This window comes from Methylocystis echinoides (assembly GCF_040687965.1).
GTDB lineage: Bacteria > Pseudomonadota > Alphaproteobacteria > Rhizobiales > Beijerinckiaceae > Methylocystis > Methylocystis echinoides_A.
This window is the reverse complement of sequence record NZ_CP156087.1, coordinates 130,521-137,443: the sequence shown is the minus strand read 5'-3', so window position 1 is coordinate 137,443 and position 6,923 is coordinate 130,521. Positions and strand designations below refer to the sequence as shown.

At 63.9% G+C, this 6,923-nt stretch carries 9 protein-coding genes and 2 pseudogenes; 6 read left to right on the top strand and 5 right to left on the bottom strand.

Annotation, left to right across the window (positions count from 1 at the left end; translation table 11 throughout):
* Window positions 1–137: 137 nt before the first annotated feature.
* Window positions 138–371: a hypothetical protein gene (locus RVU70_RS21580; RefSeq protein ID WP_363352376.1), complete on the top strand. Its 234-nt coding sequence runs from the start codon at window positions 138–140 to the stop codon at window positions 369–371.
* A gap of 214 nt (window positions 372–585) precedes the next feature.
* Here RVU70_RS21580 and RVU70_RS21575 read toward each other — a convergent pair whose 3' ends face one another.
* Complete coding sequence (locus RVU70_RS21575) at window positions 586–675, bottom strand: DUF6481 family protein (protein ID WP_363351935.1); 90 nt, start codon at window positions 673–675, stop codon at window positions 586–588.
* Between the two features lie 448 nt (window positions 676–1,123).
* Between RVU70_RS21575 and RVU70_RS21570 the strand changes: the two are divergent.
* The 4 genes and pseudogenes from RVU70_RS21570 to RVU70_RS21555 form a co-directional block, all read left to right on the top strand.
* Window positions 1,124–1,636 (top strand): annotated as a pseudogene (locus RVU70_RS21570) (chemotaxis protein CheB); the annotation flags it as partial.
* 139 nt (window positions 1,637–1,775) lie between these two features.
* On the top strand, window positions 1,776–1,865 hold the full coding sequence (locus tag RVU70_RS21565; protein ID WP_363352490.1) for a hypothetical protein: 90 nt from the start codon (window positions 1,776–1,778) through the stop codon (window positions 1,863–1,865).
* Entirely contained in the window at window positions 1,861–2,208 is a 348-nt protein-coding gene (locus RVU70_RS21560; RefSeq protein ID WP_363352488.1) for a CheR family methyltransferase, read from the top strand. The genes RVU70_RS21565 and RVU70_RS21560 overlap by 5 nt, the downstream gene beginning before the upstream one ends.
* 9 nt (window positions 2,209–2,217) lie before the next feature.
* Window positions 2,218–2,505 (top strand): annotated as a pseudogene (locus tag RVU70_RS21555) (transposase); the annotation flags it as partial.
* Here RVU70_RS21555 and RVU70_RS21550 read toward each other — a convergent pair.
* Window positions 2,483–3,307 (bottom strand): DUF1403 family protein, encoded by an 825-nt coding sequence (locus RVU70_RS21550; protein ID WP_363352486.1) that lies wholly within the window; start codon window positions 3,305–3,307, stop codon window positions 2,483–2,485. The pseudogene RVU70_RS21555 and the gene RVU70_RS21550 overlap by 23 nt on opposite strands.
* A gap of 339 nt (window positions 3,308–3,646) precedes the next feature.
* On the opposite strand from RVU70_RS21550, the gene RVU70_RS21545 reads away from it, so the two are divergent.
* A complete protein-coding gene (locus RVU70_RS21545; RefSeq protein WP_363352374.1) occupies window positions 3,647–4,696 on the top strand; it encodes a tyrosine-type recombinase/integrase in 1,050 nt (349 codons plus the stop codon).
* Here the strand turns inward: RVU70_RS21545 and RVU70_RS21540 are convergent.
* From RVU70_RS21540 to repC, 3 genes are all read right to left on the bottom strand, one after another.
* Window positions 4,674–4,946: a type II TA system antitoxin MqsA family protein gene (locus RVU70_RS21540; RefSeq protein WP_363352372.1), complete on the bottom strand. Its 273-nt coding sequence runs from the start codon at window positions 4,944–4,946 to the stop codon at window positions 4,674–4,676. The two genes, RVU70_RS21545 and RVU70_RS21540, sit on opposite strands and share 23 nt — an antisense overlap.
* A gap of 178 nt (window positions 4,947–5,124) precedes the next feature.
* The gene (locus tag RVU70_RS21535; protein WP_363352370.1) at window positions 5,125–5,430 is read right to left on the bottom strand and encodes a type II toxin-antitoxin system MqsR family toxin; all 306 of its coding nucleotides are present in this window, start codon (window positions 5,428–5,430) and stop codon (window positions 5,125–5,127) included.
* Between the two features lie 66 nt (window positions 5,431–5,496).
* Entirely contained in the window at window positions 5,497–6,879 is a 1,383-nt protein-coding gene (gene repC / locus RVU70_RS21530) for a plasmid replication protein RepC (RefSeq protein ID WP_363352368.1), read from the bottom strand.
* Window positions 6,880–6,923: the final 44 nt, after the last annotated feature.

Below are 6,923 nucleotides of genomic sequence, written 5' to 3'. Positions count from 1 at the left end.
GTTCGTTGTTGCCCAGGTCTGAAGCGTCCAAACTATCGTCGCAAGCGGACCAAAAGCTGGGCTGGCGCACTCGGTTCTCCAACTCCTCGCGTCGAGGCGATCTTCCTGCTATGCTTGGCCCAAAGCAGGAGGTCATCGTGGTGAATATTTCCCAAGGAGATTTCGATCACGAACGCGAAGTCGCGTATCGTCGAGGATTTGCCAGAGGCATGTCGGAAGCAATTTCCGGCATGGATCATAAGCTTTCCAATGAAGAACGCGAAGTTATGCGCGGATGGTTCAAAAAAGCTTTGACGGCATGGGCTCGATCGTCAACGCCAAGCTGCATGATCCCTCCGCCTGTATTCCCCAGTATGCGCGATAGTGCCTAAACGGCCCAAAGGCAAAAAGCGCTTGCCGACGTGATCGGCAACGCCACTAGAGTGATGTGCATCGCCAATCTGAGGAAGAACCCACCTCCAGAAATGCTTCCATTGGCCTTTGCGTGTCTTCCATGGGCCATCGTCGAGGCCTTTCAAAACCGCGCGCGATTGGTAGCCTTTGTCGGCGACCAGATCGCAGGGGGTCCTGCGGCTACGAACGTCGTTATTTGCGGGCCTTTCGAGCGGCGTAGCGGGCATCCCTGGCCGCCTTGCGTTCGGCCGCAGAAGCAACTTCACGCTGCCTGTTCGGCAGCTCTTGCTTCGCGTTCGACCTGTTCAGCTTTCAGAACCATTTCGCTTATGGCCTGGTCTTCCGCCGAGCGGGCTTCAGCGGCCAGCCGAGCGGTTTCGCGTTCTGCGCTCGCACATCGCGCGCGGCAATGATCGCTTGCCGGGCCGCCAGCCGCTCGGCCGCGCCTTTATTCTCCGACGAGGTGAGAGCGCTGTCCAATTTTTTCATTTCTTTAGCGCTCACGGTCAGAACGATTTCGTATTTTGACCGCTCCCATGGCTGTTCGAGGCACTTATCCTCATTGGACGTGCAGTGTTAACCCCGGGCGGCAACGACCCTGCCCAACGCGTGATCTCTTGGGGTCTGCCTAAGTAGCAGCTTAACATCGCCTGGCCGTTTGTTGCATTGACTTTGGCCGGCATTCCATACGCCGCTAAGTATGCCGTAGACGCCTGAACCTTCACCCTTGATGCTCGTAGGAATTGGCGCCTCCGCAGGCGGGCTCGAAGCGCTCAAAACCCTACTGCCAGCCCTGCCGAGCGACAGCGGCCTGGCTTTCGTGATCGTCGTCCATCTCCGCCCCGGCCAACCGAGCGTCATGGCCGAGGTTTTGCAGCCCTTTTGCTCGATGCCGGTCACTCAGGTGACCGAAGATCAGGAGATCGAGCCGAACCATATTTATGTCATTCCTCCGGGCTGCAATCTCTCGACCATCGACAGCCGCCTGCGCCTGTCAAAAATTGAGGAAGGCCGCCAAGGGCGCGCGCCGATCGATCATTTTTTCGAGACGTTGGCTAGCACGCACGGCCACCGCAGCATTGGCGTCATTCTATCTGGGACGGGCGCGGACGGCAGCTTCGGCCTGAAACAAATCAAGGAGCAAGGCGGGCTCACGATCGCGCAGGACCCGAAGGAGGCCCAGTTCGATTCCATGCCCCACAACGCCATCTTGACCGGGCAGGTCGATTTTGTGCTGCCGATCCGGGATATGCCCTGGCACATGCTGCGCTTCGCGACCACGCAACCCCGCGTCGAGATCGCCGAGCCTCTCGAACAGGCGCCCGCGGCCGACCGGGAGATTCTGCAGAACATCATGGCGCAGGGTCCGTTCGCGGACGAATATGGATTTTTCAAAATACAAGCATGCGACGGTGCTCCGCCGGATCCGCCGGCGTATGCAACTCAACCAGAAGGAATTGCTAGCGGATTAAGGGCACGACCGCCTCCGACAGCATCCGCGTCTGGTCGGTCGGCTGTGCGACCGGCGAGGAGGCCTATAGCGTCGCCATGCTGTTGCTCGAACAGGCCGGACGCCTGGCCGGAGCGCCGCACATCGGGATCTTCGCCAGCGACCTGCATGAACCTTCGCTGCGCCAGGCGCGAGAGGGCCTTTCCCGGATACGATCGAAGCCAATGTGTCCGCGGAGCGCGCCTCAGACGATTTTTCGTGAAGGAAGACAACAGTTATCGCACCCGTCAGTGTCCCGGTTCAGCACCCCTGAGACAGATTTTGGATTGAGGAAGGGAGGGTTTCTGGCTCATCGTAGCGCTTAAGGAGCGAAGATGAGACAGAAGAAAGCCGCGCCCGGCAAGCCGCCGGCTGAAGACATGATCCGGGACATTCGCCGCGCCACCCGTCGGCACTTCTCGGCCGAGGAAAAGATCCGGATTGTTCTTGAGGGCCTGCGTGGCGAGGAAAGCATCGCCGAGCTCTGCCGTCGGGAGGGGATCGCGACCTCTATGTATTACGGCTGGTCCAAGGAGTTTCTGGAGGCCGGGAAGAAACGCCTGGCGGGCGACACGACGCGGGCGGCTACGTCGGACGACGTCAAAGCCCTTCGCCGGGAAGCCCGGCGCGCGCGGCGGCGGCGGGCGTGATGGCGTCGTCGGCGAGCAGCAGGACGATCACGCGGCGCGCCCCCTTCGCGCGCAACATCGGCGCGACGGCGAGAAGCTTTTGAGCCCGCCGCGCCAGATCGACGGCGAGCGCATGCGCCTCGACGATCGCGAGCCCATAGGCGAAGGTCACAGCCGTTGGCCAGTCCGTGTCCGAGGGTCTGGGCCGGCTTGCCCTTTCCCTTGCCCCTGCCCCGCGCCTGAGCGAGGGATGCGCCATGGCGACGGCGAGCAGAGGGACCGGCCTCGCCCAGCGAAGATGGTTTGCCAGAGCGAGATCGGCGACGACGAAGGCGAGCGTTTCAGCGTCGTGGGCCTGCATGTCGCAGAGTTTCATCGCCGCGGCGCTGACCCGCGCCGCCGCAGTGAGCGGATCGGGCGCCGTGGTCGCCACCTCCGCGAGGGCGCTGGCGTCGATCGCCTCATTTAGTCCGAGCAGCCCGACCGCGCGCGAGAGCGCCGAGTCGAGGCGCGCCGGCAGCGATGCGTAAAGGCGGAAGACACGGTGCAGCCGGCCAGCCGGGCTCGTCTCGCCGCTGCCCGAAAGATGTTCGGCGTCGCGCAGGGCGGCCGCGTCCTCGCGCAGCCGGGCGAGCGTCGCGCAGGATTCAGCGGCTTTCAGTGCGAGACGATGGCGCAGGCAATCGGCGAAGACCGGCTCGGCGCCGTCGGCGCCGCGCAGCATCGCATCGAACAGGGCGAGGCCGGCACCCGCCGAAAAAGCTGCCGCGCCAGGATCGTTGCTTTGCGGCCGCATCCAGCGCGGAAGCGGTTGAATTTCAGGCCTTTGCGTCGCTAATGCCGCCTCGGCGCGACGCGCGCGGGCGGCGCGCTTTGGGGCGGAAACGGGCGCGGACGCGGGCATCGAATCAAGCGGCTGCATGGAAGAATCTTGAGCCAACAGCGGCGCTTTGTCCCCTGTTTTCGGCCGTTATCCGCCGGGCTTGTCTTGCTTGTTTTTAGTCCGATAATGTGCGCTTATCGGACGCGCGGCGAAACCCCTGCTATACTGGCCGGAAAGCGCCTTTTGGGCCGCCCGCAGCGCGCCGAGGCGTCGGATTTTCGCGAGCCGCGAGCGCGCGCCAACGAGGACGAGATGGCCAAGGACGACGACCCGGACAGAAACGGCCCGCCGCTCGCCGAGCGGGCGGGAGCGCCCCATCTCGCGGCGCTCTCCGAAAAGGCCCGCGACTACGCCCGCAACGCCCGCTCAGAGAACACCCAAAGGGCTTATGACGCCGACTGGCGGCACTTCGCCTCCTGGCTGCGCCGGCAAGGCCTCGACCCCCTACCCCCGGACCCGCAGACCGTCGGGCTCTATCTCGCCGCCTGCGTCGAGGGCGGGCCGGGCCGGCCGCCGTTGTCTGTTTCCTCGCTGGAGCGCAGGCTCTCCGGCATCTGCTGGCGCTATCGCCAGCTCGGCCGCTCGCTGGACACGGGCGATCCCCATATCGCCACGGTGCTGGCCGGCATCCGCCGCGCTCACGGACGCCCGCCGGTCCAGAAGGAGGCGATCTTCGCCGACGAGCTTCTGGCCATGCTGGCGGTCCTGGACAACGACCTGCGCGGCTTGCGCGACAAGGCCATCCTCGCCATCGGTTTCGCGGGCGGCCTGCGCCGCTCGGAGATCGTCGGCCTGGATTGCGGCCCGGAGCAGACCGACGACGGAACGGGCTGGATCGAGATCGTCGGCGCCGACCAGAACGGAGGCGGCCTGCTTTTGACCCTCAACGGCAAGACCGGCTGGCGCGAGGTCGAGATCGGCCGCGGCTCATCTCCCCTCACCTGCCCCGTCGCCATGCTCGAGACCTGGCTCAAACTCGGAAGGATCACGCGGGGTCCTGTGTTCCGGCCCCTCGCACGCAAGAACGGCGGCGTCTCCGCCGAGCGGCTCTCGGACAAGCATGTCGCCCGCCTCGTGCAAAAATGCGCCCTCGCGGCTGGCCTGCGCGGCGATCTCCCCGAAGGCGAACGGCGCCGCGCCTTTTCCGGCCACTCCTTACGCGCCGGCCTCGCCTCCTCGGCGCAGATCGAGGAAGGCCATGTGCAAAGGCACCTCGGCCACGCCTCCCCGGAAATGACCCGCCGCTATCAGCGAAAACGCGACCGCTTCAAGGTCAACCTCACCAAAGCCGCCGGGTTGTGAGCGATTTTTTCAACTCCGCGGCGAGCTCTGGATGGCGGTCGAGGAACGCCATCAGCTGAATCGTCGGGCCGCTCGGCTCGACTAAGCCCCGCTCATATTTGTCGAAGGCGTTCTCGCCGACCTTGAACAGAGCGCCCGCCTCCCGCTGAGACAGCTGAAGCTTGGTGCGCAAGCGGCGGATCGTTTCTGGCGATGGCACGCCGTCCGCTTTCTCCTTGAGACCGCGAAGCGCCTGGTCGACGACGGCCATGTCCTCGCCAATGTGGACGCCCTCGCCTTCGCCCGCGGGATAATAGCCAGGGCAGATCGACGACGACGCTTTCGCCCTTGTAGGCGACCGTAAACGGGCGGACGCCGCGCGCCAGCGTCTCCCCGGTTTCAGGAGAAATTATCGTCTCGGGAAGCGGCTCGTCTTTCGTGGCCATCACTCACTTTTCCTTGAACGAGACGACCGTGAACTCGGTCAGCACATCCTCCTGAAATTTCGCATAGTGCAGCAAACCCCGCATCGGCACGTGATAGACGTCCTGCCACAGCCGATGGTCGGCAAAGGTCGTCATCGACTTGACGAACATGCGCCGGTCGACGCTGTGGATCGTCTCGACGATTGCGCCGCGATCGAACCCCAACGCGGAGGCGTCGCGCAGCGCCGACGTCGTGATGGCCAACCGATCAACCGACCCGATCGCCTGCTTGATCGCGTCGAGATCACAGCTCGGCCGCCGCTTTTCCATAAGCTCAGACGCTACCATTAATGGGGCAGTTCAAGGCCCGGTCTTGTCGGCGCACAGCTCCCGCCATCACCCTGCCCTCTTCCGCTCGCGCGCCCCTTTTGCGGCCTTGGCGCGCAACAGCGCCATCAGCACCGGCCCCAGCGAAAACTCGCCAGCCCGCGCCTTGGCGGTCAGAACGCGTAGATAGCCGCCAGCGGATCTGATTTCCTCGCCCCTTTGGAGGATGGCGGCGATGACGATTGCCGCGTCATGCTCGCCCATGGCGTCCAAGGCCTGCGCCCAGGCGTCAGGCGAGACGCCCAGCGCTGAGCGCACGGTCGCGGCCGTCGTCGCGAGATCCCTCCACGAGGAAATCTCCCCGCCCCTGGCGTAATCGACGATATCCGGACAAGCTTGCAGCACCATCCCCAGCGGATAGGTTCTGGGGGTTGGCGTGGGACGGGCGTAAGTTTCGGCTCCCAGTTTCTCAGGTTCCGAAGTCCTTGCCCCATCCGCCGCCACATCGTCGCCGATTGGCCCCAACGGTTCAGCCCTGCCTTCTCGAAGGCTAGGTTCAAGATCAGAAATGTTTGTGGTTTGATTCTGTATGTGGCGCTCAGTTTGAGACTCATTGGCGCTTGTATTTTTGGCTTTAGCGTGATTTTCCAGAGGTTTGCGAATTTCTGTCGCCAGTGCTGCCAAATCGGCCGCCAATGCCTCTAGCCCGGCTCTTGAAAGGTTACGCGCGTAGCGCCCGGAGAGCAGCGCGTAGCGCCTGTGGCGGTCCTCCCAATCACCAGGAATACCCTCTTCAATGGCCATCTCGATCATCTTTACGATGTCGCGCCGCGTGAGCGTGATCCGCTCGCGCAGCAGGGCGATGGCCCGGTTCTCAGCTCGCACTTCCTCGGCGAGGTCCTCGATCTCGCTGGCGCGCGCGACGAGTGGCGTCAAGTCGAAACCGAAGGCGTCCTCTATCGACCCGCCCTGCCCTCTCCGGGCGAAGCGCTTGCCGTTGGCGGAGTCGCGACGGATGATCAGCCCTGCCTCGACGAGCGCGGCGAGATGCCGCCGCAAGGTCGCCGGCGCCATGCCATGGGCGCGAATGGAGAGTTCTCGGTTCGACGGGAACACGACAATCCCCGCTCCCTCGGCTCCGGATGCGCCATCTTTTACGGCACCGTGTACGGTTGCGCCATCGCTTGGCACCCTGCCCTTCTTCTCCACGCCGGGCAGCGTCAGCGCTGTCTCCTGGTGAAAGCTCAGGAGCGCGTGCAGGACCGAGAGCGCTCGATCGGTGACGCCAATCGGCCCCTTCGCTTCGGTCAGCGCCCGAAACAGTCGCCATTTATGGACAACCAGTTCGGATGCATCTGGCTTCGCCGCGAAATCTCTCGCATTTGCCTGGCTCACCACCATGGCGAGCGACAACGATCGCCGCCCAAAGGGCGTCGTTGAACGTGTCTGCATGATCCTTTGCCTCGTTCAGGCAAAAGAAATCTGCTCGCCGAAAC